Annotated in this window: 29 protein-coding genes; all 29 read left to right on the plus strand. The window is 53.6% G+C overall.

Annotated features, from left to right (window positions below; all coding sequences use genetic code 11):
- Window positions 1–6 precede the first annotated feature (6 nt).
- The 29 genes from bioF (at window position 7) to murA (ending at window position 25880) form a co-directional block, all read left to right on the plus strand.
- Complete coding sequence (bioF, locus tag AC27IT_RS16235; RefSeq protein ID WP_005827770.1) at window positions 7–1203, plus strand: 8-amino-7-oxononanoate synthase; 1197 nt, start codon at window positions 7–9, stop codon at window positions 1201–1203.
- Complete coding sequence (locus tag AC27IT_RS16240) at window positions 1200–1940, plus strand: alpha/beta fold hydrolase (protein WP_025843654.1); 741 nt, start codon at window positions 1200–1202, stop codon at window positions 1938–1940. The genes bioF and AC27IT_RS16240 overlap by 4 nt, the downstream gene beginning before the upstream one ends.
- Window positions 1906–2730 carry a malonyl-ACP O-methyltransferase BioC gene (bioC, locus tag AC27IT_RS16245; RefSeq protein ID WP_005827765.1) on the plus strand — a complete coding sequence of 275 codons (825 nt, stop codon included), beginning with the start codon at window positions 1906–1908 and terminating at the stop codon, window positions 2728–2730. The genes AC27IT_RS16240 and bioC overlap by 35 nt, the downstream gene beginning before the upstream one ends.
- A 265-nt stretch (window positions 2731–2995) precedes the next feature.
- On the plus strand, window positions 2996–4186 hold the full coding sequence (locus AC27IT_RS16250; RefSeq protein ID WP_005827763.1) for an acetyl-CoA C-acetyltransferase: 1191 nt from the start codon (window positions 2996–2998) through the stop codon (window positions 4184–4186).
- A gap of 137 nt (window positions 4187–4323) precedes the next feature.
- A complete protein-coding gene (locus AC27IT_RS16255) occupies window positions 4324–4533 on the plus strand; it encodes an AtpZ/AtpI family protein (RefSeq protein WP_005827760.1) in 210 nt (69 codons plus the stop codon).
- A gap of 11 nt (window positions 4534–4544) precedes the next feature.
- Window positions 4545–4913 (plus strand): ATP synthase subunit I, encoded by a 369-nt coding sequence (locus AC27IT_RS16260; RefSeq protein ID WP_007786055.1) that lies wholly within the window; start codon window positions 4545–4547, stop codon window positions 4911–4913.
- Between the two features lie 67 nt (window positions 4914–4980).
- Entirely contained in the window at window positions 4981–5796 is an 816-nt protein-coding gene (gene atpB / locus AC27IT_RS16265) for a F0F1 ATP synthase subunit A (protein ID WP_007786053.1), read from the plus strand.
- 57 nt (window positions 5797–5853) lie between these two features.
- A complete protein-coding gene (gene atpE, locus AC27IT_RS16270; RefSeq protein WP_005831752.1) occupies window positions 5854–6075 on the plus strand; it encodes a F0F1 ATP synthase subunit C in 222 nt (73 codons plus the stop codon).
- Window positions 6076–6262: 187 nt separating this feature from the next.
- Complete coding sequence (atpF, locus tag AC27IT_RS16275) at window positions 6263–6766, plus strand: F0F1 ATP synthase subunit B (protein ID WP_005831754.1); 504 nt, start codon at window positions 6263–6265, stop codon at window positions 6764–6766.
- Window positions 6763–7290, plus strand: coding sequence for a F0F1 ATP synthase subunit delta (locus AC27IT_RS16280; RefSeq protein ID WP_005831756.1), 528 nt, complete (start codon window positions 6763–6765; stop codon window positions 7288–7290). Before atpF ends, AC27IT_RS16280 begins: the two co-directional genes overlap by 4 nt.
- Window positions 7291–7331: 41 nt before the next feature.
- Window positions 7332–8843 carry a F0F1 ATP synthase subunit alpha gene (gene atpA / locus AC27IT_RS16285; protein WP_005831758.1) on the plus strand — a complete coding sequence of 504 codons (1512 nt, stop codon included), beginning with the start codon at window positions 7332–7334 and terminating at the stop codon, window positions 8841–8843.
- A 74-nt stretch (window positions 8844–8917) separates the two neighbouring features.
- Window positions 8918–9781: an ATP synthase F1 subunit gamma gene (atpG, locus tag AC27IT_RS16290; RefSeq protein ID WP_005831760.1), complete on the plus strand. Its 864-nt coding sequence runs from the start codon at window positions 8918–8920 to the stop codon at window positions 9779–9781.
- 49 nt (window positions 9782–9830) lie between these two features.
- Window positions 9831–11240 (plus strand): F0F1 ATP synthase subunit beta, encoded by a 1410-nt coding sequence (gene atpD / locus AC27IT_RS16295; protein ID WP_005831762.1) that lies wholly within the window; start codon window positions 9831–9833, stop codon window positions 11238–11240.
- Window positions 11241–11267: 27 nt separating this feature from the next.
- Window positions 11268–11666: a F0F1 ATP synthase subunit epsilon gene (locus AC27IT_RS16300; RefSeq protein ID WP_007786048.1), complete on the plus strand. Its 399-nt coding sequence runs from the start codon at window positions 11268–11270 to the stop codon at window positions 11664–11666.
- A 216-nt stretch (window positions 11667–11882) separates the two neighbouring features.
- Window positions 11883–12623, plus strand: coding sequence for a DUF6042 family protein (locus AC27IT_RS16305; protein WP_005831767.1), 741 nt, complete (start codon window positions 11883–11885; stop codon window positions 12621–12623).
- A gap of 303 nt (window positions 12624–12926) precedes the next feature.
- Window positions 12927–13298, plus strand: coding sequence for an NADH-quinone oxidoreductase subunit A (locus tag AC27IT_RS16310; protein ID WP_005831769.1), 372 nt, complete (start codon window positions 12927–12929; stop codon window positions 13296–13298).
- Window positions 13289–13807 (plus strand): NuoB/complex I 20 kDa subunit family protein, encoded by a 519-nt coding sequence (locus AC27IT_RS16315; RefSeq protein WP_005831771.1) that lies wholly within the window; start codon window positions 13289–13291, stop codon window positions 13805–13807. Before AC27IT_RS16310 ends, AC27IT_RS16315 begins: the two co-directional genes overlap by 10 nt.
- Window positions 13804–14847 carry an NADH-quinone oxidoreductase subunit C gene (locus AC27IT_RS16320; protein ID WP_238500674.1) on the plus strand — a complete coding sequence of 348 codons (1044 nt, stop codon included), beginning with the start codon at window positions 13804–13806 and terminating at the stop codon, window positions 14845–14847. Before AC27IT_RS16315 ends, AC27IT_RS16320 begins: the two co-directional genes overlap by 4 nt.
- A gap of 3 nt (window positions 14848–14850) precedes the next feature.
- Window positions 14851–15999 carry an NADH-quinone oxidoreductase subunit D gene (locus tag AC27IT_RS16325; RefSeq protein WP_005831775.1) on the plus strand — a complete coding sequence of 383 codons (1149 nt, stop codon included), beginning with the start codon at window positions 14851–14853 and terminating at the stop codon, window positions 15997–15999.
- Window positions 15996–17006: an NADH-quinone oxidoreductase subunit NuoH gene (nuoH, locus tag AC27IT_RS16330; RefSeq protein WP_174435197.1), complete on the plus strand. Its 1011-nt coding sequence runs from the start codon at window positions 15996–15998 to the stop codon at window positions 17004–17006. Before AC27IT_RS16325 ends, nuoH begins: the two co-directional genes overlap by 4 nt.
- 110 nt (window positions 17007–17116) lie before the next feature.
- Window positions 17117–17530, plus strand: a complete 414-nt coding sequence (gene nuoI / locus AC27IT_RS16335; RefSeq protein WP_005831780.1) for an NADH-quinone oxidoreductase subunit NuoI — start codon at window positions 17117–17119, stop codon at window positions 17528–17530.
- 1 nt (window position 17531) lies between these two features.
- Window positions 17532–18041, plus strand: a complete 510-nt coding sequence (locus AC27IT_RS16340; RefSeq protein ID WP_007778448.1) for an NADH-quinone oxidoreductase subunit J — start codon at window positions 17532–17534, stop codon at window positions 18039–18041.
- On the plus strand, window positions 18038–18349 hold the full coding sequence (gene nuoK, locus AC27IT_RS16345; RefSeq protein WP_487091911.1) for an NADH-quinone oxidoreductase subunit NuoK: 312 nt from the start codon (window positions 18038–18040) through the stop codon (window positions 18347–18349). Before AC27IT_RS16340 ends, nuoK begins: the two co-directional genes overlap by 4 nt.
- Window positions 18350–18375: 26 nt before the next feature.
- The gene (nuoL, locus tag AC27IT_RS16350) at window positions 18376–20298 is read left to right on the plus strand and encodes an NADH-quinone oxidoreductase subunit L (RefSeq protein WP_005831785.1); all 1923 of its coding nucleotides are present in this window, start codon (window positions 18376–18378) and stop codon (window positions 20296–20298) included.
- Complete coding sequence (locus AC27IT_RS16355; RefSeq protein ID WP_487091912.1) at window positions 20282–21823, plus strand: complex I subunit 4 family protein; 1542 nt, start codon at window positions 20282–20284, stop codon at window positions 21821–21823. The genes nuoL and AC27IT_RS16355 overlap by 17 nt, the downstream gene beginning before the upstream one ends.
- Before the next feature lie 3 nt (window positions 21824–21826).
- Window positions 21827–23353, plus strand: coding sequence for an NADH-quinone oxidoreductase subunit NuoN (nuoN, locus tag AC27IT_RS16360; RefSeq protein ID WP_487091913.1), 1527 nt, complete (start codon window positions 21827–21829; stop codon window positions 23351–23353).
- Window positions 23354–23458: 105 nt separating this feature from the next.
- Window positions 23459–23689, plus strand: a complete 231-nt coding sequence (locus AC27IT_RS16365; protein WP_005831793.1) for a DUF1146 family protein — start codon at window positions 23459–23461, stop codon at window positions 23687–23689.
- A 100-nt stretch (window positions 23690–23789) separates the two neighbouring features.
- Window positions 23790–24536: a YwmB family TATA-box binding protein gene (locus tag AC27IT_RS16370; protein ID WP_005831795.1), complete on the plus strand. Its 747-nt coding sequence runs from the start codon at window positions 23790–23792 to the stop codon at window positions 24534–24536.
- An 18-nt stretch (window positions 24537–24554) separates the two neighbouring features.
- Window positions 24555–25880 carry a UDP-N-acetylglucosamine 1-carboxyvinyltransferase gene (gene murA / locus AC27IT_RS16375; RefSeq protein WP_283858376.1) on the plus strand — a complete coding sequence of 442 codons (1326 nt, stop codon included), beginning with the start codon at window positions 24555–24557 and terminating at the stop codon, window positions 25878–25880.
- The last annotated feature ends 169 nt before the right edge of the window (window positions 25881–26049 follow it).

Genomic DNA, 26049 nt, shown 5'->3' on the forward strand with positions numbered 1-26049 from the left:
TGGCACATGAAACGCAAGTACGAATGGCTGGAGGCGGAGTGGAGCCGGATGCGGGAGCAGTCGCTGGACAGAACGTGGCAGACGGTTGAACCGATAGCCGAAGCAGGCGGCGCATGGATTCGGGTTTGCGGGAAAAAGCTGCTGAATTTGTCCGCCAACAACTATCTGGGGCTTGCTCATGAAGAGCGAATCGTGGAAGCGGGCGAAAAGGCTGCGAGAAAATGGGGCGCAGGCGGCACTGCTTCCCGCCTCGTGCTCGGCAACTACCCGCTGTACGACGAACTGGAGCGGCGCCTGGCCGAGTGGAAGCAGCGCGAAGGAGCGCTCGTGTTTGCCAACGGCTATCAGGCGAATACGGGAGTGATCGCGGCACTGGCAGGCCGGGGCGATGTCGTTTTTAGCGATCGGCTGAACCACGCCAGCATCGTCGACGGCATCATCCTGAGCCGTGCCGAGCACGTCCGGTATCGGCACAACGATCTGGAGCATCTGGAGTTTTTGCTGCAAAAGCATCAGGGAGCGAGACGAAAATGGATCGTGACGGACAGCGTGTTTTCCATGGATGGCGACAAGGCTCCGCTGCTTGCTTTGGCCGAGCTGCGCGAGCGCTACGGCGCCCTGCTCATGGTCGACGAGGCGCATGCAGGGGGAGTGCGCGGGGAACAGGGCCAGGGCTTGTGCCACGAGCTGGGGATGGCCGATCAGGTAGATGTGCTCATGGGCACGTTCAGCAAAGCTTTTGGGGTGTACGGCGCCTACGTCTGTGCCGATCAGCCCGTGATTCGCCATCTGCGCTCGAAGGCCCGCTCGCTCATTTACTCCACCGCTCTGCCGCCTGCCGTCATCGGCTCGACGCTTGCAGCTTTGACGCAGATCGAAACGGACACGTGGAGAAGGCAAGCTCTCCGGCAAAACGCGAGTTGGTTCCGCCAGAAACTGCGCGCGAGCGGCTTTGCCGTAGCGGATGAGGACACGCAAATTATCCCGCTGGCGATAGGAGAAAACGAGCGGGCGCTGCAATTCAGCCAGAAGCTTCTGGAGCGCGGGATTGCCGCTGTCGCCATCCGTCCGCCCACCGTTCCGGACGGGACGGCGCGCATCCGCTTTACCGTGATGGCGACGCATACGCCGGATGAGCTAGCGTGGGCCGTCCAGGAGCTGGCTGCCATTCGTGATGAGCTGGACGGGAGGGAGGCGCTGTGACACCTGCGATACTTTGGCTGACGGGCTGGGGGATGCCGGATTCGTGCTGGGAGCAAGTCCGTCGACAGCTTCCTTGTGCGTTGCACCTGGCACCGGACTTTTCGCGCGTGTCCCGTCCGGAAGAGTTTTACGAGGCAGTAGAACAGACAGCTCGCTCTGTCGCCGGAAAAGAGCTGGTTGTCGTCGGATGGTCCATGGGCGGGCTGCTGGCGCTCAGGCTGGCTGCTTCGCGGCCCGTAGCAGGACTGGTTCTCGTCGGTGCGACAATGCGCTTTGTCCGCGAGTCGGCAGAGCGTGACCGTGGCTGGGGCGCAGCCGTGCTGCAACGGATGAAACGCCTTTTGCCAAAAGACCGCGAGCGGATCATGGCCCAGTTCGCGGAGCAGATGCTGACGGCAAAAGAACGCGGGCAAAACCGGGTGGATACGGGAACAGCCGGGGCGCAGTGGAGCCAGCAAGCGCTGCTCGCGGGTCTCGACTACCTGGCAAGCGAGGACTGTCGGCATAAAGCGGCGTCACTCTTCTGTCCTGCCGTCGTCATTCACGGAACAGACGACCTCATCTGTCCGCTGGCAGCGGGCGAGGAGCTGGCAGGCGCGCTGCCGGCTGCTGAGTTTGTGCGGCTGCAAGACTGCGGCCACGCGCCCCACATTTTTTACCCGGACGTGGTCGGGACAGCGGTAACGAGGATGGTGAAGCAGATTGCACAGAAACACGGTCAAGCATCGGTTCAGTAACAAGGCAGCCTCCTATGAGCAGTACGCCATCGTGCAAAAGGAGATGGCGAATCGACTGAGCGCAATGGTTCAGACGGCTATTCCCCGGGACGCGGTCGCCAGCATCCTCGAGGTCGGCTGCGGCACAGGGGGGCTGACCCGTCTGATTCGGAGCCAGTACCCCCATGCCGATTACGAGGCGATTGACCTCGCAGCAGGGATGATCGCGCAGGCACAGGCCAGTCTTGCCCGTCTCGGCCTGACAGGAAGCTTTTACCAGGCCGATGCTGAGGAATGGGTCTGGACGCAGCCGGCGGCGTGCAAAGACTTGATTGTATCAGGAGCCTGCTTCCAGTGGTTTTTTCGTCCCGAGCAGACCATCCGTGGCTTGTGCCGCTTGCTTGCGCCAAACGCTCCGCTCTATTTTTCCACCTTCGGGCCGGACACCTTTTGCGAACTGCACGATTCGTTTGCCCATGCCCACGCCAGTCTGGGCGAAAAAGGGGTACGGCACGGTCTGTCGTTTCTATCGGCGGAGCAGTGGCTGTCCATGCTGGAGGCGGCGGGAATGAGTTCCCTGCGGGCAACGACGCAAAAGGTGGTGCTGGCCTATCCGGGCGTTTCGGACTTTTTGCACGCGGTCAAGGCAGTAGGCGCCAATGCGAGCGAGGACAAGAGTGCAGGACTGGGCCGAAGGAGGCTGCTGCTGGCGATGATGGACTATTACGAGAGGACGTACGGCGGAGAGCATGGCGTGCGGGTTACCTACGATCTGCTCTACATCAGCGGGGTTCGCCAGCCGCGTCCGTAAGCGGGCCGCATCGGCACTGCCAAGGCAGTCCAATCGCCACCAAACGGGTAGCCGCCCAGATTGCCAAAGCGTGATCGTGCGTTTGAGTAGCACGATCACGAGCACGCCCGTACGCGTATAGAAAAAACGTCTTCCGCTTTTTGCAGCGTTTCCGGAGGCAAGACGCTTTTTCTGCCGTGAAAACGATTTCTTAGCAGGAATCCGTACAAAAATATGGAATTTTAAGAAGGTTGGCTATCCTGTTCATTCGAGGAGTGTATGGAAGATGGGTCAAAAGGAAATCGTTATCGCAAGCGCAGTGCGCACGGCTATCGGCAGCTTTCAGGGCACGCTTGCTGGAATCAGCGCGACAAAGCTGGGCGGAATCGTCCTCGAAGCAGCTTTGGAGCGCGCAGGTGTGTCCAAGGATGCAGTCGATGAAGTGATTATGGGGAACGTGCTGTCCGCAGGTCTGGGACAAAACCCTGCTCGTCAGGCTGCCATTCAAGCAGGCTTGGCGCACGAGGTGCCATCCTTGACGATTAACAAAGTATGCGGCTCAGGACTGAAAGCCGTTCATTTGGCTGTGCAGGCGATTTTGAGCGAAGACGCCGAGGTCGTGCTGGCAGGAGGCATGGAAAACATGAGTCAGGCCCCTTACTTGCTGGAGGGAGCGCGCTCCGGGTACCGCATGGGTGACCAGAAGGTGGTCGACACGATGATCCGCGATGGTCTTTGGTGCGCATTCAACGACTACCACATGGGAATCACGGCTGAAAATCTGTGCGCCAAATACGAGATCGGACGGGAAGAACAGGACGAGTTTGCGGCGTGGAGCCAGCAAAAAGCCCAGAAGGCTCTGGAAAGCGGCCGTTTTCAGGACGAGATCGTGCCCGTTCCGATTCCGCAGCGCAAAGGCGATCCGGTGCTGTTTTCCGTCGACGAGTTTCCGCGTGCCGGCGTGACAGCAGAGATGCTCGCCAAGCTGAAGCCAGCCTTTAAAAAGGACGGAACCGTGACAGCGGGCAACGCATCCGGCATTAATGACGGCGCGGCGGCCCTGTTGATTATGACCAGGGAAAAAGCGGAAGAACTGGGCGTCAAGCCGCTCGCGCGCATCGTGGCCAACGCCAGCGCAGGGGTCGATCCGAGCATCATGGGCTACGGGCCTGTTCCCGCGACCAAGCGCGTTTTGGAGAAGGCAGGACTGTCATTGTCCGACATGGATCTGATCGAAGCGAACGAAGCTTTTGCCGTCCAGTCGCTGTCTGTGGGCAAAGCGCTCGGCATCGACCGCGAAAAGCTGAACGTTAACGGGGGAGCGATCGCGCTAGGTCATCCAATTGGCGCAAGCGGGGCGAGAATTTTAGTGACACTTGTTCACGAATTGCAAAAGCGCGAAGGGGCAAAATATGGTTTAGCAACCTTGTGTATCGGCGGCGGACAAGGGGTTTCGACGATTGTTGAAAAAATGTAGATTTTCAATTGTGAACGCTTTGTGTACAGAACAAGACGAACGTTGACAAAGGGAATAATTCTTCGTTAATATGGATGAGGGCAAAGGGGCACTTGACACCAGCCCTCTCCTTATGTATGAAAGGAGAATGTTGTTCCGTGTCGAAAATTGATAATCCTTGGCGAGCCATCACGTTGGTCACTCTGATTGGTGTCGATATGGCCGTTTGCGTGGTTGCGGGAGTCTTTCTGGGAAAATACCTGGATGGCCTTTTCGCTACCAATCCGTTGTTTTTGATGGTTGGACTGCTCGCGGGATTAGGAATAGGCGTGTACAGCGTCTACCGCATCATTCGCGGTTACCTCTAGGGAGATGGGACATGCAAACGTTTTCTTCGGCAATGCGATACACGTTTCGCTATGCCTTTTTCTGTATGGCAATCGCCGCGATACTCTGGGCGCTGTTGCCATCCTATCGTTTCTTTTTGCAAAGCCTCCTGCTCGGGATGGCTGGCAGTCTAGTGAATGGCACGGTCCTCTTCAGCAAAACTTGGCGAATTGGCCAGATGGCTGTTGATCCAGGCGTGCGGCCCAAAGGGACAGGTATGCTGCAACGATTGGTCGTGGCAGGCTTTGCTGTCTTTTTAACTATGCGCTTCCCTCATTTGTTCGGACTGGCCGGAGTGTTGATCGGCTTGTTCCTCTTTCAGATTCTCAGCTTCCTTTTTGTGTATCGCTCCTTTAAATAGATAGTAGAATTCTTTTTACACATGCACGCTAAGCAATATACTCGCGCGGAAGAAAGGGGTGAAATACATGCATTATTCTCTGCGATTTGAATGGTTGGGCATGGTATTTGACATCTCCACTATTCTCATGATTTTGGTAACCTCTCTGGTGGTGCTTTTGCTCTGTATCGGGATGACTCGCAACCTGACCTCCGCTACTCCAAGCGGCGCGCAAAACGTGATGGAATGGATTGTAGACTTCGTAACCGGTATTACAAAAAGCTATATCTCACCGAAAAAGGCTGCGGGTTTTGTCTCGCTGGCGCTGACTTTGTTCCTCTACATCTTCCTGGGAAACCAACTGGGTCTCGTATTTAACGTAAATACAGCTCACCACAACAGTCCTGACCATCAAGTAAGCGAAAAGGTTAAAGACATGTTGACGGCTTCTACGAGCGAAGAGGCGAAGCAGCAAAAGTTGGCTAAGCTTGAGGAAGAGCTGAACTCAACCGATCCGCATTCACACGGTGTTGTCATCGGCTGGTGGAAATCGCCAACCGCAACTCCGAGCGTAACTTTCGCTCTCGCGTTCATCGTGTTGCTGTACGCTCACTACTTGGGCATCAAGAAGAGCTTCGGTGGATGGTTGAAACATACATTCCTGAATCCGATTCACATTCTGGAGGAGTTCATCATCAAGCCGCTGACGCTGCCTTTGCGTCTATTCGGTAACATCTTTGCGGGTGAGGTTTTGATCGCCTTCCTCTTGGGTGTAGGGATCTTCGGAAGCATTCCGCTGTTCCTGTGGCTGGGCTACTCCGTGTTTGTCGGCTCCGTACAGGCATTCATTTTCACTACGCTGGCGATGGTTTACCTGTCTCAGCAAGTGAATGAAGATCACTAATCAGCATTTCCCCGATTTTATATTCGCTTTTCACAACACTAAGGAGGTTTTTAAACAATGGAAGGTTTGGCTCTTGCAATTGGTATCGTATTTGGTCTCGCTGCTCTTGGCGCAGCAATCGGTAACTCCCTGGTAATCTCCCGTACAATTGAAGGTGTAGCTCGTCAACCAGAAGCACGTGGTAACCTCATGGGTCTCATGTTCCTGGGTCTCGGTCTGGTAGAGGCGGTTCCGATCATCGCTGTAGCGATCGGTTTCATTCTCTTCGGTCGTATGTAGTCAGCGAGCAATTGGTAACAATAGGCGGGCGCTTGATACCCGCCTCTATTTTTGAGCGAGTGGAGGCCTATGCTTTCATTCGACAAGAAGTTTGAAGCTTCGCCGCAAACGTGAAGCCAGTTTTTTGGCAAAGAGCGGTTCATACCGTGATGATACATCTTTCTTTTCGCAGGAAGGAGTGAAACGAATGCTCGACTTTGGAGCGGTGTCCCTGGAGTGGGGAACGCTTTTAACCCAAGCAATTGTGTTCTTGTTGTTGCTCTTGCTGGTTCGTAAACTTGCCATGGGCCCGATCGTTGGCATCATGGAAAAACGTCGTCAGCATATCGAAAATCAAATTTCATCGGCTGAGCGCAACCGTGCGGAGGCAGAGGCTCTCTTGGCAGAGCAACGCCGCGTACTGGACGAAGCTCGCGCTGAATCCAAAGCCATCATCGACCGCGCTACCAAGCAAGCGTCTGATGAAGCAAGCAAAATCGTGGCAGAAGCTCAAGCTGCATCCGAGCGTATGAAAGCGGACGCAAGCGCTGAGCTGGCACGTGAAGTAGAAAAAGCAAAACTCGAACTGCGCGAGCAAATGACAGGTCTTTCCGTTCTCTTGGCTTCCAAGATTATCGAAAAAGAACTGGACGAAGCAGCGCAAAAGTCTACTGTTGACAAATTCCTCGCTCAAGTAGGAGATCGCCTATGAGTAGCGCAGTAGGAAAACGTTATGCTCGCGCTCTCTTTGAAGTAGCGAGCGAGCGTGGCAAGATCGATCAGGTGGAAGCTGACCTTGGTGCGATCGTGCAGGCTGTGGAAGGCAACGAAGATCTGAAAAAGATCATACAGCACCCGCACATCGCGGCAGATGCAAAGGGCAAACTGGTTGAAGAGTTGTTCAAAAGCCATGTAGGGGAAGAGAGCTTCAACTTCCTGAACGTCCTGATTGACAACGGACGGGAAGTTCAACTGTCGGACATCTACAGCTCCTTTGTACAATTGGCAAACGAAGCGCGTGGCTATGCAGATGCTGTCGTCACAAGCGCAAAGCCGCTTTCTGAACAAGAACAGGCGGAGCTCGCTGACAAGTTCGGACAAACGGTAAATAAAAAGCTGCGGATGACAACGGTCGTAGACCCTTCGATTCTCGGCGGCATTATTATCAAAATCGGCGACCGTCTGTACGATGGCAGCCTGAAAACGAAGCTGGAAACCTTTGCGCAAAAAGCGTAAAGCTCGGTCTTTTAAGAAGTTGGATGAATGGGGTGAATTAAGTGAGTGCAATCAGACCAGAGGAAATTAGCTCCCTCATCAAAGAGCGGATCGCTAATTTTAAATCTGAAATCGAAGTTGTAGATGTAGGCACAGTCATCCAGGTAGGTGACGGTATTGCCCGCGTTCACGGTTTGGAAAAGGCCATGCAAGGGGAGCTCCTCGAGTTCCAAAATGGCGTAATGGGTATGGTACTCAACTTGGAAGAAGACAACGTGGGTGTCGTTATTATGGGACCTTTCCGCGACATTAAGGAAGGCGATACCGTAAAACGTACCGGCCGCGTTATGGAAGTTCCAGTAGGGGAAGCGCTGCTCGGCCGCGTAGTAAACCCGCTGGGTCAACCAATCGATGGTCAAGGCCCTATCGCAAACGACGGCTACCGCCCGATCGAGAGCCCAGCTCCTGGCGTAATGGCGCGTAAATCCGTACACGAGCCGCTGCAAACAGGTATCAAAGCGATTGACGCGATGATCCCGATTGGCCGCGGACAGCGTGAGTTGATTATTGGTGACCGCCAAACTGGTAAAACAGCAGTGGCGCTCGACACGATCATCAACCAAAAAGGCAAAGACATGATTTGTATCTACGTAGCGATCGGTCAAAAGCAATCGACCGTTGCGAACATCGTAGAAACCCTGCGTAAAGCAGGCGCTCTGGATTACACCATCGTCGTTTCCGCTACAGCTTCCGACCCAGCGCCAATGCTGTATCTGGCTCCTTATGCTGGTGTTACTATGGCTGAGTACTTCATGTACAAAGGCGGACACGTTCTGTGCGTATACGATGACCTGTCCAAACAGGCTGCTGCATACCGCGAAATGTCCCTGTTGCTCCGTCGTCCTCCAGGCCGCGAAGCGTATCCTGGTGACGTATTCTACTTGCACTCCCGCTTGCTGGAGCGCGCTGCGAAACTGTCTGATGACCTGGGCGCAGGTTCCATTACTGCTCTGCCGTTCATCGAAACCCAAGCGGGTGACATTTCCGCGTACATTCCAACCAACGTGATCTCCATCACGGACGGTCAGATCTTCCTGGAGACAGACTTGTTCAACGCAGGTCAACGTCCAGCGGTTAACACCGGTCTTTCCGTATCCCGTGTAGGTGGTTCCGCGCAAATCAAGGCGATGAAAAAGGTAGCAGGTCCGCTCAAGCTTGAGTTGGCTCAATACCGTGAGCTTGCAGCGTTTGCTCAGTTCGGTTCCGATCTGGACAAAGCTACCCAGGCTCGTCTGACCCGCGGTGAGCGCTTGATGGAAATCATGAAGCAAGGCCAGTTCGATCCAATGCCAGTTGAGAAGCAAGTTGCTTCCATCTACAGCGCGACTCGCGGCTACCTGGATGACATTCCAGTAGCAGATGTACGCCGCTTTGAGAAAGAGCTGCTGTCTTTCCTGGATTCCAACAAACCACATCTGTTGGAGCATATCCGCACTACGAAAGACCTCCCAGATGAAAAAGAACTGAACGCAGCGATCGAAGAGTTCAAAAAAGGCTTTTCGGTAACTCGCTAATCGTTAACCTGATAGACATCAGATGCATGCCGGGCCAATAGCCCGGGCATGCGTTCTCAAGGTGGTGAAAACGAGTGGCAAAAGGAATACGTGAGATTCGACGCAGTATTAAAAGTACCAAAAATACGCGCCAAATCACGAAAGCGATGAAAATGGTGGCGGCTGCGAAGCTCCGCCGCAACCAGGAGAAGGCTGAGGCAGCACGTCCTTACGCTGACAAGATCCAGGAAGTGATTGCGAGCATTGCGAGCGGAACATCTGGTTCCAAGCATCCGATGCTGCAAAAACGTCCGGTGAAAAAGACTGGTTACATTGTCATCACTTCGGACCGTGGACTTGCTGGCGGATACAACGCCAACATGCTTCGCAAAGTGGTTACCACCATCAGCGAAAAACACAAGTCCAAGGACGAGTACGGCATTTTTGTAATCGGACGCAAAGGGCGCGACTTCTTCAGCAAACGGAACTATCCGCTTTTGGAAGAAGTAACGGGTCTGCCAGCCAGCCCGGCCTTTGCTGATATCAAGAAAATTGCCGGTGCGGCCGTCCAGATGTTCGCGAACGAGCAAATCGACGAGCTGTACCTGTGCTACAACAAGTTCCAAAGTGCAATTTCGCAAATACCTACCGTAAAACAATTGCTGCCACTGGAAGCTCCCGAGAGCAACGATGTGCGCACAATCAATTACGAGTATGAGCCGTCCTCGGAAGAAGTTCTGGCTGATCTGTTGCCAAAATACGCGGAAACACTGGTGTACAGTGCGCTTCTGGAAGCGAAGGCTTCCGAAGAAGGTTCCCGTATGACTGCAATGGGCAACGCGACAGACAACGCAACAGATATGATTAACCGTTACACGTTGATCTACAACCGTGCCCGTCAGGCAGCGATTACGCAAGAGATTTCCGAGATCGTTGCAGGTGCAAACGCACAAGCGTAAGTGGCAGCGAATAGCTCCCAATTTAGCTTTACAGGAGGGAAGAAGTAAGATGGCGAATGGACGCGTGGTTCAGGTAATGGGTCCAGTTGTTGACGTCGAGTTCGACCGTGGACACCTGCCTGCCATTTACAATGCGATCAAGATTCAACATAAAGCACAAAGCGCTGGCGAGCGCGACATCGACTTGACAGTTGAGGTTGCGACTCACCTGGGTGACAACCTGGTTCGTACTGTTGCGATGTCTTCTACCGACGGTTTGGTTCGCGGTATGGAAGCCGTTGACACAGGTGCGCCTATCTCCGTTCCAGTGGGTGCGGTAACCCTTGGACGCGTATTCAACGTATTGGGAGAGCCGATTGACCTGCAAGACCTCGGCCAAGTAGATCGTCGCGACCCAATTCACCGCAAAGCTCCTGAGTTCGTAGACCAAGCAACTACTGTTGAAATCCTGGAAACAGGGATCAAAGTAATTGACCTCTTGGCTCCGTACATCAAGGGTGGTAAGATCGGTCTGTTTGGTGGTGCGGGTGTAGGTAAAACCGTTACCATTCAAGAGCTGATTAACAACATCGCGCAAGAGCACGGTGGTATTTCCGTATTCGCTGGTGTAGGGGAGCGTACCCGTGAAGGTAACGACCTGTACCACGAGATGAAAGACGCAGGCGTTCTGCCGAAAACCGCGATGGTATTCGGTCAGATGAACGAACCGCCTGGTGCGCGTCTGCGCGTAGCGTTGACTGGTCTGACAATGGCGGAGTACTTCCGTGATGAAGAAGGCCGCGACGTTCTTCTGTTTATCGACAACATCTTCCGCTTTACTCAAGCGGGTTCCGAGGTTTCCGCTCTCTTGGGCCGTATGCCATCTGCGGTAGGTTACCAGCCAACACTGGCTACCGAAATGGGTCAGTTGCAAGAGCGCATTACCTCCACCAAAAAAGGTTCTGTAACGTCCATTCAAGCGATCTACGTACCAGCGGATGACTATACTGACCCGGCTCCTGCGACTACGTTTGCTCACTTGGACGCGACTACTAACCTGGAGCGTTCCATCGCTGAGTTGGGTATCTTCCCTGCGGTTGACCCACTCGCATCCACTTCCCGTGCTCTGACTCCTGAAGTAGTTGGTCAAGAACACTACGATGTGGCTCGTGGCGTGCAAAAAATTCTGCAACGCTACAAAGAACTGCAAGATATCATCGCGATCCTTGGTATGGACGAGCTGAGCGACGAAGACAAGCAAGTCGTTGGCCGCGCACGCCGCATTCAACGCTTCCTGTCCCAGTCCTTCCACGTTGCCGAGCAATTTACTGGTAACCCAGGCCAATACGTACCATTGAAAGAAACCGTTCGCAGCTTCAAGGAAATCCTCGAAGGCAAGCACGACCATCTGCCAGAGGGCGCGTTCCTGTATGTAGGAACCATTGAAGAAGCGGTAGAAAAAGCGAAGAAAATGGCGTAAGACACCCTGGAAAGGGGAGACGAGTAAGTGAGTAAGATGACAGTTGAAGTCGTAACTCCTGAACGGGTTGTCTACAGCGGTCAGGCTGAAATGGTCATTGCTCGCGGCGTTCAAGGGGATCTCGGTATTTTGCCGAACCACATGCCGCTGGTAAGCCCGCTGAAAATAGCGCCGGTTCGGATCAAGACAGAAGGCGATAACGAAGTAAAGATGGCTGTAAGCGGCGGCTTCATGGAAGTGCGCGGCGATAAAGTAACCATCCTTGCTGAAACGGCTGAATTGCCGGGAGACATCGATGTTGAACGCGCGAAGGCAGCGAAAGCTCGTGCCGAAAAGCGTTTGGCTGAGAAATATGCCGAACTCGACGTCCAGCGCGCAGAGCGTGCGCTACAGCGTGCGATGGCACGTCTCGACGTAAAGAAGTAAGCGTAAGCTTGATATCCCCGCGCCCATGTGGCTGCGGGGATTTTTCGGTTGCACGGCATGTATGGTTATACATGCTTGCGGGGCATGATATTTCCAGTTGGTAATTGCCTATCGTTTCTGTGTATAATAGACCTAATGCCCTGCCGCCGGACGTGGTTTTGTTGCGACAGCATAAGGTGCGGCACTGGCTTTTGGAATTAAAGGAGAGTGTAACTGATGCAAACCATTCGCGATATTCGCCACAATCAGGATGGCGTAGTGATTCCTAGCGGCTTTACGGCCAACGGCTGGTCGAGCGTGCTGTCTCATGAAATGAATGTCCTGTTCCAGTCCCTGTGTTTTGTCGTCACAGAGTACGAAACAAAAGCGGAGATGGAAAAAGGACTCGATGAAATCGAAGCATTGAAAGGCACGTTTTCCGAGCCTGTGAAGGAAGCTTTTAAATCAGAAGCGGACTACGAGGGCTATGTCAACTTGCTGAACCGCTTCAAATCGTTCCTGAAACGCTCCGACTACGATTATCCGACATCCCGTGCGGAAGCGATCCAGCTTTTCGTCAAATGGGGTCTGGTCATAGACAACGAGGATGCGTGGGATATACCGATCCATCCGTTCCCAGATGCATCCCAACTGTTCAAGCTGAGCGAGGTGGAATCGCTGGCTTTGGCGCATGTGAAGCTGGAAGCGCTGGTGCACCCTATTTTCAGCCGCCTGGTCATGATGCTGCATGAACGCGAAGAAAACACGTTCAGCATCTCCAAGGCAGAAATGAAAGAAATGCTGAACACAAACGATCAAATGCTTGCTGAAGTATTGATTAAGCTGACTCCGTACATGGAAGAAGCGATTGAGAACATGCTGGAGCTGCCAGACGATGAGAAGCTGAACTTCACTATCGTATGGGAGCGCATTTACGAGGACTTCCTCGGTCAGCAGTTTTCAAGCAACGTTCAATAATCAACGGAATAAGAGAGCCAGACGGGCATATTCGTTTGGCTATTATATGATGCTGGAAAAACTTAGGGAGATTTCTCTGAGTTTTTCCCTTTATATGGCACTACAGGAAGGCTTTCGTTAGACACCTAATTGGCAATTTGATATAATGATAAAGGTATTTTTTTCTAGCAGTATCGGGCTGCGACAACGTTCATACCTTCATCTGCGATGCTGCGAGCAGTACCCCTTTGATGAAGTGATTACTTCTTCCGGAGGGCAGCGCAAGACAGATTCAAATCTTTCTTACGAGCGGAGGGAACGTGGGTGAATGAGATCTATACCAACAATTATGTTATTGTCGCGATCTTTTTGATTCTGGGTGTGTTGTTGCCCGTTGCTACGGTCAGTTTCGTTGGTCCACTACTGCGTCCAAAGAAACCGACACGGGAGAAGCAAACCACATATGAAAGCGGTAACATTCCTGTTGGTGACAGTTGGGTACGCTTCAACGTGAAGTATTACATTTTCGCCCTCATGTTTGTCATTTTTGATGTAGAAACGCTCTTTCTGTACCCGTGGGCCGTCGCTTACAAAGAGCTGGGGCTGTTCGCCCTGGTCGAGATGGTCATCTTTATATCCTTGCTGGTAGTAGGGTTGATTTACGCGTGGAGAAAGAAGGTGCTGGAATGGAACTAGATCTGACAAGCATTGCGCCTGAATTGCAAGAAGAACTCGATCGCAACGTCATGTTTACGACATTGGAAACGGTAAAAGGCTGGGTCCGCAGCAACTCGCTCTGGCCGCTGACTTTTGGTCTGGCCTGTTGCGCCATCGAAATGATGGGAACAGGTGGAGCGCGTTACGACCTGGACCGGTTCGGCGTGATCTTCCGGGCATCGCCAAGACAATCCGATGTCATGATCGTCGCTGGAACCGTCACGAAAAAAATGGCTCCGCTGCTGCGCCGTTTGTACGATCAGATGCCTGAGCCGAAATGGGTGATCGCCATGGGGTCCTGTGCGACGGCGGGAGGCCCTTACGTACGCTCGTACAGCGTGGTCAAAGGTGTCGATCAGATCGTTCCTGTCGACGTATATATTCCGGGCTGTCCGCCTAACCCAGCGGCCCTGATTTACGGAATCAACAAGCTCCAGGAAAAAATTCGCTACGAAGCGAAGACTGGGAAGCGGGTGACCAGTCAATGAGCGACGAAAAACGCAAGCCAACGCCGGAGGAAAAAGCGAAGGCCGCCGCTGAAGCCCGTGCCAAGGCTGAAGCTTTGCGAAAATTAAGAGAACAGGAAGGGCAGGCTCCACAGCCGGAACCGGAAGCCGAGGAAGCTCCCGCGCAAGCCCAAGCAGCAGAACCGAAAGCAGAGGCCGCAAAGCCCGTCTCGGAAATGACGCCAGAGGAAAAAGCCGCTGCGAAAAAAGCTGCCGCTGCTGAAGCTTTGGCGAAGGCAAAAGCTGCGAAAGAAGCCAAAGAGGCTGCCCAGCAAGGTGATGCTGCTCCGACAGCAGACGGTGCCGACGCGGATGCGAAAGCAAAAGCGGCTGCTGCCGCAAAAGCCAAGGCCGCAGCCGCGGCAGCAGCGAAGGCGAAGGCCGCCAGGGAAGCAGGCGGGCAAGCAGCAGAAGGCGGGGATGACGACGCCAAGGCAAAAGCAGCAGCCGCTGCAAAAGCCAAGGCCGCAGCCGCAGCAGCAGCAAAGGCGAAAGCTGCGCAGGGAGATGCTCCGGCTGCGGAGGAAGCGCCAAAAGCTCCTTCCAAAAATCAGCCGTATCTCGACAAGTACGTGCAGCGTATTACAGAAGTGTTTGGCAAGGAAGTACTGGAGGCCGCCTACATTAACGAGCTGGGCAAGGAAGTCCCGACGCTGGTGATCCCGGTAGAGCGCTGGCATGAAATCGCCCGGTTTCTGAAGGAAGACGAGCCGCTGGCATTCGATTACTTGTCTGATTTGCACGGTGTCGACTATGAGGACCGGATGGAGGTTTACTACCACTTCTACTCCTACAAAAACCGACAAAGTTTGGCTGTAAAAGTCAAAACAAACCGGGAACAGCCATCTGTCCCGTCTGTCATGGATATATGGCATGGCGCAAATTGGAACGAGAGAGAGACTTTTGACTTGTTGGGGATTCATTTCCCGGGACATAACGATTTGCGTCGAATTTTGCTGCCGGATGATTGGGTAGGCTATCCGCTGCGAAAAGACTATGTGCAATACGACGAGGAGGTTTAACAGATGAACCAAAACATCCTCACAACAAATGTCGATACCTCTTCTGAAACGGGCATTCGCACGGAAGAGATGCTCTTGAACGTCGGGCCACAGCATCCGAGTACACACGGCGTTTTCCGTCTGGTCGTCAAAATCGACGGGGAAACCATCAAGGAAGCGATTCCGGTGATGGGCTACCTCCACCGAGGCACAGAAAAGCTGGCGGAAAACCTGAACTACACGCAAATCATCCCTTACACAGACCGGATGGACTACGTGTCCGCCATGACCAACAACTACGTCCTTTGTCACGCAGTGGAAACTATGATGGGACTGGAAATACCAGAGCGTGCCCAGTTTTTGCGGCTGATTGCCATGGAGCTGAACCGGGTTGCCAGCCACCTGGTCTGGTGGGGAACATACCTGCTTGACATCGGCGCGATGGGCCCGTTTCTGTATGCGTTCCGCGATCGCGAAATGATTCTCGACCTGTTCAACGAGCTGTGCGGGGCGCGGATGACCTTCAACTACATGCGGATTGGCGGCGTCAAATGGGATGCGCCTCCAGGCTGGATCGACAAGGCGAAGGAATTCGTCCAATACATGAAGAAAGAACTAAACAACTACCATCAACTGGTGTCGGGAAATGAAATTTTTATCAGCAGGATCAAAGGCATCGGCACATTCGACACCAAGACGGCGCTCGACTACTCGTTGTCCGGAGTCATGCTCCGCGCCACCGGAGTCAAGTGGGACTTGCGCAAGGATGAGCCTTACTGCATCTACGACCGCTTCGATTTCGATATCCCGACCGCAACAGAAGGAGATTGCATGGCTCGCTACCAGGTGCGGATGGCGGAAATCGAACAGTCGCTGCGCATTTTGGAGCAGGCTCTGGAGCAATTCCCGAGCGAGGGCGAAGTGATCGGCAAAGTGCCGCGCGTCATCCGGCCGCCAGCAGGCGAGACTTATGTGCGCATCGAATCCCCGCGGGGAGAGATCGGCTGCTACATTGCCAGCCAGGGCAAGGATAAGCCATGGAGATTGAAATTCCGCCGTCCGTCCTTTACCAATCTGCAAATTCTGCCCAAACTGTTGCAGGGAGAAAGCCTTGCCAACATGATCGCGATCCTGGGCAGCATCGACATCGTGCTCGGGGAGGTTGACTGTTGATGAATGCGCTTCTGCAGCAAGCCCCCTCATGGGGAAACACGCTCTGGTTTATCGTGGCGGCGGTGCTCCTGCTGGCTGTCCTGCTTGGTTTCGTAACGTACGCCATTTACTTCGAGCGCAAAGTCATCGGCTGGATGCAACTGCGCATCGGACCCAATCGTGTAGGTCCGCTCGGGCTTTTGCAAACCGTCGCTGACGTGACCAAGCTTCTCCTGAAAGAAGATACGCGTCCGAAGCATGCGGACAAAGCGCTGTTTACACTGGCGCCCATTCTCGCCTATGCGCCTGCCTTCGCGGTTTTGGCCGTCATGCCGTTTACGGAAAGCATCCAGTTTGCCGACTTGGGAATCGGCCTTCTGTACTATATCGCCCTGTCGGGAATTACCGTGCTGGGCGTGATTACGGCTGGCTGGGCTTCGAACAACAAGTACTCGCTGATCGGGGGTCTCCGCTCTGCTGCGCAGATGATTAGCTATGAAGTGCCGCTAGTCATGTCCGTGGTGGGTGTCGTTCTGTTGACGGGCAGCATGAATCTCAGGGAAATTGTCGAGGCGCAGCGGGATGTCTGGAATATCGTTCCACAGTTTATCGGCTTCGCCGTCTTTATCGTGGCGGCCCAGGCCGAGCTGAACCGCACGCCGTTTGACTTGCCGGAGGCCGAGTCGGAGCTGGTGGCAGGGTACCACGTCGAATATTCCGGCTTCCGCTTTGCCATGTTCATGCTGGCGGAATACGTCTACATGTTCGGGATGGGTACGTTGATTACGATTTTGTTTTTGGGCGGCTGGCTGCCCATTGTTCCGGCTTTGGACTTTATCCCGGGCATCGTCTGGTTTGTCGTCAAGTTCTCGCTGTATATCTTCCTTCAGTTCTGGCTTCGGGCCACAATGCCGCGCTTGCGGGTCGATCAGTTGATGTCGTTTGCCTGGAAAGTTCTGCTGCCCGTGGCCTTGTTCAACATTTTGCTCACGGCCGTAGTCGTTTCCTACCAGAACGGCATGTTCTAATCTGCTCTACGCGGCAGCGAGGCAACTGCTAGGTGTCCCACGTTTATACGCGCAGGCTTCGCCATCGGCAAGGCGAAAGCCAAGTTCTCAATATCTGAGGGGTGACATACATGCTTGGACTGGCCAAAGGCCTGGGATATACATTTAAGAAGCTTACGGAGAAAAAAATAACCCATTTTTACCCGGATGTGCCCTTTCCCATGCCGCCACGTTTTCGCGGCGTCCAGCACTTTTCCCCGGAAAAATGTATCGTGTGCAACCAGTGCGCGCGCATTTGTCCGACAGAGTGCATCCAACTGACAGGGAAGCCCCATCCGGACCCGGAGAAAAAGGGGAAAATTATTGATACGTACGATATCAATTTCGAATTGTGCATCCTGTGCGACCTCTGTACAGAGGTGTGCCCGACCGAGGCGATTGTGATGACCAACAACTTCGAGTTGGCTGCCTACAGCAGAGACGAATTGTACAAAAACCTGAAATGGCTGGATGACAACAATACGAACGTCAGGGAGGAGAACTAGCATGACTGGCGAATTTGTGGCCTTTTTTATCCTGTCTCTCCTGACGATTGGCGGCGCAGTTTTCATGATTAGTTTTACGCGTGTCGTACACATGGTGATCTCGCTCGGGATTACGTTTATCAGCATCGCCGGACTGTTCGTTTTGCTCGGTGCGGAGTTCGTAGGGGTAGCACAGGTGCTGGTCTACTCTGGAGCTATTTCCATCCTGATGCTGTTCGGTATCATGCTGACTAAGCACGATGCCCAGGATGAAGGAACCGGACGGACGTGGAAAAATCGCTTTATCCTGCTCTTTGTCGTCGGCTTGTTCGGTCTGTTGTTCTGGGGTGTGCAAAACACGCCGTGGCCGGCACCGCCGCCGCCAACCGCATCGCCTGTGAGCAACGCCAAAGAAATCGGGCTTGAAGTATTCACCAAGTACGTCATTCCGTTCGAGCTGTTGTCCGTACTGCTGCTGGTCGCATTGGTCGGTGCGATCATCATGGCGAAAAAGGAGGGGGATAACGAATGACGGTAAGCATCACCTCCTATTTAATGGTCGGGCTGATTCTGTTTTGCGTCGGATTGTACGGAGCGCTTACAAAGCGCAACGCGGTTGTCGTGCTGCTCTCGATCGAGCTGATGCTGAATGCGGTCAATATCAACCTGATCGCCTTCTCCAAATACGGCTTGTATCCCGCTGTAGCCGGACAAATTTTCACGCTGTTCACCATGACGGTGGCGGCAGCCGAGGTCGCAGTGGGTCTGGCGATCCTGATCGCGCTCTACCGCAACAGAGAAACGGTCAACGTGGATGAAATGGACCAAATGAAACGATAGATGGAGACCTGATAAGGAGGACAAAGATGGATACTTTTTTGCACTACGCCTGGCTGATCCCTCTGTTTCCGCTTCTTGCTTTCATCGTGATCGTTTCATTTGGTCGCCAGTTGAAAGAAGGAGCGGCCATCGTCGGCATCGGGCTGACGGCTGTTTCTTTCGGGATCGCAGTGCTCGCCTTCTGGCAGAGATTCCGGGATGGGGGAGCAGACTACAACTACGTGGTAGAGTGGCTGCACGTCGGTGACATTGTCATCAACATGGGCTTCGAGGTAACGCCGCTCAATGCAATGATGCTGGTCATCGTGACCTTGGTCAGCCTGCTGGTTCAGATTTATTCCAAAGGCTACATGCACGGCGACGAGCGTTTTCCGGTGTTTTACCAGTACCTGGCGCTGTTCACGTTTTCCATGCTTGGTCTGGTGATTTCGCCGAACCTGCTGCAAGTGTACATTTTCTGGGAGCTGGTCGGTGTCTGCTCCTTCCTGCTCGTCGGCTACTACTACTTCAAGCCGGAAGCGAAGGCTGCGGCCAAAAAAGCGTTTATTGTCACGCGGATCGGCGACCTGGGACTGTTCATCGGGATCTGTCTGTTGTTCTGGTGGACAGGAAGCTTTGAGTACGGGGCGATTTTTGAGAGTGTGGCGCTCGGACGGCTGGAGCCGTGGATGATTACCGTTGCCGCGATTCTGATTTTTATCGGGGCGATGGGCAAATCAGGCCAGTTCCCGCTGCATACGTGGCTGCCTGACGCGATGGAAGGTCCTACGCCAGTGTCTGCCCTGATTCACGCGGCGACGATGGTTGCTGCCGGCGTGTATCTGGTGGCGGCTACTTATCCACTGTTTATCGCCTCAGAAACAGCGCTGACGGTGGTGGCTTATGTGGGCGGCATCACGGCGATTTTTGCCGCTTCCATCGGTTTGACACAGCGGGACATCAAGCGCGTGCTGGCGTATTCGACAGTCAGCCAGTTGGGCTACATGATGATGGCGCTCGGCGTCGCCGGAGCTGCCGGTTATGTGGCTGGATCGTTCCACCTGATGACACACGCCTTTTTCAAAGCGTTGCTCTTTCTCGGAGCGGGCAGCGTAATCCACGCTGTACATACGCAGGACGTTTTCGAGATGGGTGGTTTGTGGAAAAAAATGCCAGTTACGGCGTTGACCTTTTTGATCGGATGTCTGGCAATCGCGGGGATTTTTCCGTTCGCCGGATTCTGGTCGAAGGAAGCGATATTGGGCGCTGTGTATGGGGCGCATCGCTACGATCTTTTGGTCATTGCGCTCGTTGCAGCTTTCTTTACCGCATTCTATATGTTCCGATTGTTTTTCCTCACGTTCGCCGGAAAGGCCAGAGGCAAGCACGAAGCGCACGAGTCTCCAGGCGTCATGACTGGTCCGCTGCTAATTTTGGCGCTGCTTGCGGTTGTGGCTGGTTTTGTGAACACGCCATACGCTCCGCTGCTGTCTGACTGGCTCCTGTCTACGAGCACGGGAACGGCGATCACAGGCATTTTTGGAGAGGGAACAGAGCATGCGGCGTCCTGGCTGCAAATCGTGGCGCTGCTCATCTCGGTGCTCGGAGTCATTTTGGCCTACTTCATGTACGGCAAAAAGTCGATTTCCCCGGACAGCATTCCCGAAACGCTGCCGTGGCTCTATCGACTCTCTTACCGAAAATACTATGTGGATGAGTTGTATCACTATGTCGTTGTGCGGCCGCTCGGCTGGCTGGGCATTTTCCTGAACGGGTTTGACAAGTACGTGGTGGATGGCCTGGTTGGGCTGACAGCCAAGATTGCACAAGGGATCGGCTCCCTGCATGCGCGAGTGCAAAGCGGTCAGATCCAGTCTTACGGGGCGATGGTCCTGTTCGGTCTGCTGCTGTTGATTATCGCCATCAGTTTGACGGTCGAGGGAGGTGGACTCTTTGGATTCGGGCGCTAATATCCTTTTGTCGTCGCTGGTGTTTTCGCCGCTCCTGGCGATTCTTATCATCGCCTTCATCCCGAGCCGCCGATTCGGGGCAATCAAGCAGGTGGGGGTACTGGGAACCTTGCTGCCGCTGATTTTGGCCTTCTGGATGTTTGGAGCTTTCAATTACGATACGTCCAATCTTCAGTTTGTCGAGCGCCACGACTGGATTTCCATCCCGATCGGACTTGCGCAGACGGGGACGGTTTTTGCGTTTGAAATCAACTACGAGCTGGGCGTGGATGGCATCTCAATGCCGCTGATTTTGCTGACAGCGATTATCGGCACGATGGCAGCGGTCGCTTCCTGGCAGATCAAAAAGCGGCTGAAGGAATTTTTCATCCTGTTCCACCTGCTGCTGATCGGGATGCTGGGTGTGTTTGCCGCCGATAACCTGTTTTTGTTCTTCATCTTCTTCGAGCTGACGCTGGTGCCGATGTACTTCCTCGTCGGCATCTGGGGCTATGGCGAGCGGGAGCATGCGGCGAACAAGTTCCTTTTGTACAACGGAATCGGCTCTGGCATCATGCTCCTGGCTTTCATCATGATTTTCGTCGTGATGCGGACGCTGAATATCGATCAGATTTCCGCGATCCTGACGACACCGGAGCATCCGGTCACTGCCGCGCTGACGCCAGCGATCCGGTTCGGGCTGTTCCTGGCGCTATTTGTAGCCTTTGCCATCAAGCTGCCGGTATTCCCGTTCCATACGTGGATGTTGAAGGTGCACGTACAGGCTCCGCCTTCCATCGTCATGATCCACTCCGGCATTTTACTGAAGATGGGGGCTTATGGACTTTTGCGGATGGGCATCGGATTTTTCCCGGAGCAAGCCTATCAGTTCTCGACGTGGCTGGCGGTTTTGGGAATCATCAACGTTTTGTACGGAGCAGTTCTCGCTTTTGTGCAAAAAGATTTGAAGATGGTTCTGGCCTATTCCAGTATCAGCCACATGGGGATCGTACTGCTTGGCTTTGCGGCGATGAACTCGATCGGCTTTCAGGGAGCGATGTTCCAGGTCGTTTCCCACGGCTTTATTTCGGCGCTGTTGTTCTTCTTGATCGGCGTCATTTGGGACCGGACGCAGACTTCGATGATCGACGAGCTCGGCGGCTTGGCCAAATCCATGCCGTTTGTCAGCGGGATTTTCCTGGCTGGCGGGATGGCGTCGCTGGGACTGCCAGGCATGTCCGGGTTTATCAGTGAGTTTTTCGCTTTCCTCGGGCTGTTCGGCCGGATGCCAGTGTTGGCCGCGATCGGGGCTCTCGGAATCGTGCTCACATCCGTTTATTTGCTACGGGCGATCCTGCGGACGACATTTGGCCCTATGCCAAGCCGTTTTACGGGTCTTGCGGACGCACAGCCAATGGAAGTGATTCCGATGGTCGTGCTGCTCGGCTTCATTATTCTTATCGGGGTGTACCCGGCTATTTTGGGCAATCCGATGCAGCAGGCCCTGAAAACGATCGTACCGATCGTAACGGGAATAGGAGGGTAATCCATGGACGTAATAGATATTTTCTCATATGACTGGAGCTACCTTCTGCCCGAATTTATCATTCTCGGATTTGCGACGATTCTGTCGCTCCTGGACCTGTTTGCGGGCAAGCGCCTTGGCAGGCAGGTGATCGGCTGGCTGTCCCTGGTGGGGGTAGTGCTGGCGACAGTCTTTGTCTTCGTCAACGTCAATGTGCTCGACAAGCCCTACAGCTACATGGCGGACATGATCCGCATTGACGACTACGGCAACGCGTTCAAGCTGCTTTTCCTGGGCGGGACGGCATTTGCGATCCTGATCTCTCTCTCGTATTTGAAAAAGGGAGAGGTTACCCATACGGGAGAGTACTATTATTTGATGCTGACAGGTCTTTTGGGGGCCATGGTCATGGCGTCCTCTGCCGATCTGATTACGCTGTTCGTAGGTCTTGAGCTTTTGTCCCTGTCGTCCTATGTGCTCGTCGGCCTGCGGAAAAAGTCGCTGCAGTCGAACGAGTCGGCTTTCAAATACGTCGTCTCGGGCGGAATCGCCACAGCGGTTACCTTGTTCGGGATGTCGTACGTGTACGGACTGACGGGAACGACGCATATTTACGAAATCTCGTTCCGCTTGGCAGAGGCCGGAATGGCCGGCTATCAGTTCCTCGTGTACATGGCCTTTGCCTTTTTGGCGGTCGGTCTTGCCTTTAAAATATCCGCGGCTCCCAACCACATGTGGGCGCCGGATGTGTACCAGGGCGCTCCGACTCCAGTCACGGCGTTTTTGGCGGTCGTATCAAAAGCGGCAGGCTTCTCGCTGTTGTTCCGCGTCCTGCTGATCTCGTTCTTTAACGTCAACGACGGGGCAAACCGCTTCTTTTTCCAGGAAGGGAGCCTGTACCTCGGCCTGATGGCGGCAGCCTCGATGATTATCGGTAACACGATGGCGCTGCGGCAAACAAACGTCAAGCGCATGATGGCTTACTCGGGTATCGCGCAAGCGGGTTACTTGCTGGTGCCGTTCGTGCCACCGACGACGCTGTTTTTCGGCGAAGTGATTTTCTACCTGTTCGGCTATTTGCTCGTCAGCTTCGGGGCCTTCGCGGTCATCGTGGTTGTCACCCGCGAGCAAGGGACAGAGGAGATCAAAGGCTTCGCAGGCTTGTATCACCGCTCGCCGATTATGGCGATTGCGATGAGCATTTTCCTGCTGTCGCTGGCGGGCATTCCTGTCACCGCAGGATTCTTCGGGAAATTCTATCTGTTCATGGGCGCTCTGGCCCAGGAAAACTACTGGCTGGCAGCGATCATGATCGTCACAAGCGTCATTTCCTATTATTATTACTTCGGGATTATCAGACAGATGTACATGCGTCCGGGGACGAGCGAAGCGCCGCTCGCCGTGCCAAAAGGCATCTGGACTCTCGTTTTCGTCCTGGCTCTTTTGACGGTGTTTTTCGGGGCCTTCCCGGGTCTGGTTACCGATTACGTACAGATTCATTTCAATCCGTCGTTTGACTTTGGGAACATGCTTCCTCCCAACTTTCAGTGATACTCGTAACGGAACGCTACATCATGTACAATAGAAGGGATAGCTCGCTTTCGGGCTGTCCCTTTTTCTTTTTTTGGTTACTGATTTGCAAGAGGAGGAACAACCATGCCGCAAGAAGTGTACGGCGTATTGAGCATCGTCATGTCGATTGTATTCATTGCACTCGCCTGGTGGGCTCTGCAATCATTTCGCTTTGAAAAGATCGTCAAGCATCCGCAGGGGGCGCAAGCCAAGCTGCTGCAAATTCTTTTGTCGATCGTGATCGGCTACGAAGTATCGCGCTTTTTCCTGGATTATTTGGGCTGGTCCATGACTTTCGGCAACCTGTTTTCCTGATTGACCAAACTTCATTGCGTTTGCTGGTATATCTACCCAGTTTCATGTGCAAAATGAGAAGTACAAAGAGATAGCCATGAAACATGGGGAGAGGATTTAAATGGGGAAATGGTCTGGCCTGCTTGTACTTGCTCTATTGCTGGCAGTTTGTGTTGTGTACTGGATGCCTGCGCAGGCGTCGGAAGCAAAACCTGTTGCGAGCAAGCTAATGCAAACGCTCGAAGATTCAGGAGCAACGGGCGTATCCATCCAGGTACGCGCGCGTGTGGCAATGGGAGAAGTGCTGCGTCCGGAAGAAGTCAAAGAGTTGGCACGGACATGGGCAAAAAAGCTGGAGATCCCTCTTTCCCTTGACGGGGAATCGCAGAACAGCAACGTTCTTATGTATCGGACTACATACACGCAAAACGGCGTTTCGGTGCGCTACGAGGTGACAGGCGTTCCTAAAAATGGTTCGTTTGACACATATCTAGTGCTGCAATTATCCGGAAGCCGTGAATCCCTACTATATATTGAGCAGATACAAGAAACCTTCGCGAAAGCCCTGAAAAATGCCGACTTTATTCCGCAAATTAGCACTTGTATTCGCGGATTGTACAATGTTAAGATGAGTGTTGACCAACAGGGGGGTAAAATTATGTCGATTTTTGCTACCCTCCAGGCAACAGAATTGGAACGTTTACAAGATGAGACGGTTGTCAGTATTTCCGGACATACCCCTTTGTGGGAGCCATTCATCGCGTTAAACGGGCAAAAGATGAATCTGCAAGTGGCGACACACCGTGACAGTGGCAATGCTGGCACATGGGTCACTGTAGGTACGCCAATCATCACAGTGGAATATTAGCACGCGGAGGGGTACACATTGGATAAAATTATTGTCCGTGGTGGTAAGGCATTGGCCGGTAATGTGAAAGTATCTGGCGCCAAAAATGCCGTACTCCCTATTATTGCAGCATCTATCCTGGCAGAAGAAGGAACATGCGTGATCTCGGATGTACCTGCTCTCGATGACGTCAGGACGATATGCGACCTCTTGAAATCGATGGGAATCTCCCTTACATATGATCATGAAGTGCTGACAATCCATGCTTCCGAGCTCACCAGCGTGGAAGCATCCTATGAACTGGTCCGCAAAATGCGTGCATCCTTCCTGGTGATGGGGCCGCTTTTGGCAAGAAAAGGACAGGCTCGTGTCGCTCTTCCAGGTGGTTGTGCCATTGGTACCCGCCCGATCGACCAGCACCTAAAAGGGTTTGAGGCTATGGGAGCCAAAATCGAGATCGGACAAGGGTTTATTGAAGCGAAAGCAGACGGGCGATTGAAAGGGGCAAAAATCTACCTCGATATCGCAAGCGTCGGCGCAACGGAAAATATCATGATGGCGGCTGCTTTGGCCGAAGGCACGACCGTGATTGAAAACGCGGCAGAGGAGCCGGAGATTGTCGACCTGGCCAACTTCCTGAACAGAATGGGCGCAAAAATCCGCGGTGCGGGAACTGGCTCTATTCGCATTGAAGGCGTGGAAAAGCTGAAGGGCTGCACGCATTGCGTCATCCCTGACCGGATCGAGGCGGGAACGTTCATGGTAGCCGCAGCGATTACGGGTGGCGATGTCTTTGTGGAAGGCGCGATTTGCGATCACCTGAAATCCGTCACTGCCAAGCTGCGGGAAATGGGCGTAGAGGTAGACGAGCAGGAGAACGGCATTCGCGTTCGCCGGACTGGTCCGCTCAAGGCTGTCGATCTCAAGACGCTGCCGTATCCAGGCTTCCCGACTGACATGCAGTCGCAAATGATGGCGCTTTTGCTTGTTTCAGAAGGAACGAGCATCGTGACTGAAACCGTTTTTGAAAATCGTTTCATGCACGTGGAAGAGTTCCGCCGCATGAATGCCAATATCAAAATCGAAGGACGCAGTGCGATTGTGGAAGGCGGCTCCAAGCTGACCGGAAGCAAAGTAGCAGCGACTGATTTGCGCGCAGGTGCCGCATTGGTGCTGGCTGGCTTGGTGTCAGAGGGGGAGACAGAGGTTACGGCTCTCCATCATATCGACCGTGGGTACGTGAACTTTACGGAAAAACTGCTGGCGCTTGGGGCAGATGTAGAGCGCGTAGGCCCAGAGGAGAAAAAGCGCGAAGCGGTAGTATCGGATACGATCAAGGTAAGCTTCTCTCCTAATTTTGCGTAACCAATGTGTCAGCTATATGACAAAAACGAAGATTCTCTGCGAAAGTGGTATTATCCCCTCATGGTAGACAGTGAAAAAAGACCTCATGGTATGATGAGATCAACACTGTTGACCGGAGGGGATTTTCTTATGCCGCCACGTAAAGGGCAAAAACAGCAGCAATATGACG

This window comes from Brevibacillus sp. YAE8 (assembly GCF_057543335.1).